This window comes from Bifidobacterium rousetti (genome assembly GCF_008698235.1).
In the GTDB taxonomy this organism is placed as follows: Bacteria; Actinomycetota; Actinomycetes; order Actinomycetales; family Bifidobacteriaceae; genus Bifidobacterium; species Bifidobacterium rousetti.
Map to the genome: position 1 here is coordinate 1 of NZ_PEBH01000027.1, position 2286 is coordinate 2286.

The following is a 2286-nucleotide window of genomic DNA, read 5'->3' on the forward strand; positions in this document are numbered from 1 at the left end:
CCTGCAGCGGACTGGCAATCATTGACTATAAAGAAGTAGTACAAACACACTCTTGAGTTCTCAAACCACCACACACACTGAACCAGCAGGAAACCTTGAACTTGAAGAAGAAAGGAAACCAACCGCTCAGCGGCAGCGAATGAATAACTTACACCACTTGTCCGATCAATGCAAACCACTGTCGTCGAACATCGACTAAACCCTTGAAAACACAGGCTTCGCCCGGCGTGTCGCAAAAGGGTGCAAAATCACGTCTACAACCAGTGTAGAGGCCGGAAACACAATCACCGGCATCAAAAATAAGGCTCTTCGGGTGTTTGTGTGGGTGTGAGTCGTTGGTTGTGCCTACTGGTTATTGGCGTCCGGGGAGTTGTAGGTCGAGTCCGCCGCATTTGAGCATGACGAGGCTGATGAGGTTGTCGAGGTTGCGGTAGCCGTAGCCGATCTTGATGGTGGTCTTGATCTTGTTGTTCACGGCCTCGAGCCTGGCGTTGGACAGTCCGGAACGGATGGTTCTGAGGATGTCGTGGCGGCGTCTGGCGATCTTCTCGCCGAGCTGGACGAATCCGGGGATGCCGGACAGGGACGCGTCGGCGGCCCATTGGCGCAGCAGGGGGGCGGCTGTGTCGGCGGTCTGCTTGAGGATCATGCGCAGGCGTTCCTTGAGCTTGTACGCCTCCCAGAGGGTCTCGTTGGTGTTGGCGATGCATTCCAGTTGGGCCTTCTGCCCGGCGGTCAGGTCGCCCTCGTTCTTCAGCAGCGCCCAACGCGCGCCCTTGATCGGGTCCTTGGCGCCCTTCCGGGCCGTGCCGGCCTTTCTGGCCTCGCGCCATGCGGCGGTGCGGACCTTGTCGAGCGCGTCGGTCGCCCAGGACACGATGTGGAACCCGCCCGGGGATGCGTTCGGCCATGGGGCACCAGCGGAACGCGCACTCGTCGATCCACCGGGCCCCGTCGCCGGTGATCACCCGGATGGAGGCACGCTGCTCCTCGGTGAGCGTCTCGAAGAACAGGTCGAACACCTTCTCGCCATGGCCCGGGTGCATCCAGACCACGCGCCCGCGGTCGTGGTCGACGACGACCGTCATGTACTTGTGGCCCTTGCGGTAGCTGGTCTCGTCCACGCCGATGGAACGCAGACCGTCGAACAGGCCCGCCCCCTGTTCGGCCCGCAGGTCGTCGGCGACCCTCCTGCACACGGGGCCCACGCTCTTCCAGTCGATGCGCATCAGCGCCGACACGGCGCTTCTGGGCGCGTGCACGCTCAGCCAGGCGACCTGCTGCTCGAAGTCGCGCGTGTACGCGCTCTTCCTGCGCGCCCACGGCGCCATCGCGACCGTGACCCCGTGCTCGCGGCACATGACGCGCCGGGGCGCGTACTCCAACAGCAGGCGCGCGCACCCGAGGTCGAGGTGGCGCCAGCGCCGCACGCCCAGCCGGTCGTACGGCCGGCCATGCCCGCCGCACCTCGCGCACCGGTCCATATCATGCGCGTGCGGGCGCACCGGCACGATGACGACGGTCCCGTCACGCGGGTCGTCCTCGACGCGGGGCGTGGAGACCACGACGTTGGCGGGCAGGTGCAGCATGCGCTTGAGCGCGCCGGCTGATATGGTTGGCACAGGCGTTCCCTTGTTCCGGTTTACTTTCTTGGCGGAAACAAACCATACAGGAGAACGCCCCTCTCATATCCCACACACGAAAAAGCCCCGGCGAAGACGCCGAGGCCCAACACCCCACCACACAAACTGGCGAAGACTCAAAAATAATTCCCACGAGCGTGTCGCGCTCCACGATCCATCATCGTCGATGGATCCATACGAATTCCGGTTACGCACCAAACACCGCATCATCAGCGTCTACGCGGCTTGTATCCCTTCTTGCGGCTGCGTGGCTTGAGCTGCTGGTTCAGGGGAGTGTAGGCATAGCTGGTGCTTGGATCGCGATGGGTGAGGTGCCAGGTGCCGCAGAACTCGCACCGGTATACCCATAGTTCGGCACCTCTCTCGATGAGGCTCTGATCGGCGGCATACTGGGCCTGGGCCTTGTCGTGATACATGATCTTGTTCGACGTGGCGCAGCGTTTCGGCGTGAAGTAGTGCATGGAGACCCCCATCAGCGGCTTATGACGACTCTACCTCACGCGCCGCTTGTCGAATATACGGAAAAGTTATGGAAGGCGGTGATTGTGCATGTGCTTTAGATATGCGGAATCCCCGGGGACTGTGTTGTCCTGCCGGGGATTCGGTTACGTGTGTAGCGGCGACGTGCTACTCTCCCACATCC

Annotated in this window: 2 protein-coding genes and 1 pseudogene; all 3 read right to left on the reverse strand. The window is 62.0% G+C overall.

The window, feature by feature from the left end; genetic code table 11:
• Positions 1-352: 352 nt before the first annotated feature.
• Positions 353-877 carry a transposase gene (locus CSQ85_RS13545; protein WP_190973054.1) on the reverse strand — a complete coding sequence of 175 codons (525 nt, stop codon included), beginning with the start codon at positions 875-877 and terminating at the stop codon, positions 353-355.
• A gap of 79 nt (positions 878-956) precedes the next feature.
• Positions 957-1589 (reverse strand): annotated as a pseudogene (locus CSQ85_RS13570) (transposase); the annotation flags it as partial.
• A 263-nt stretch (positions 1590-1852) separates the two neighbouring features.
• Positions 1853-2104 (reverse strand): hypothetical protein, encoded by a 252-nt coding sequence (locus tag CSQ85_RS12885; RefSeq protein WP_107042730.1) that lies wholly within the window; start codon positions 2102-2104, stop codon positions 1853-1855.
• Between the last annotated feature and the right edge of the window lie 182 nt (positions 2105-2286).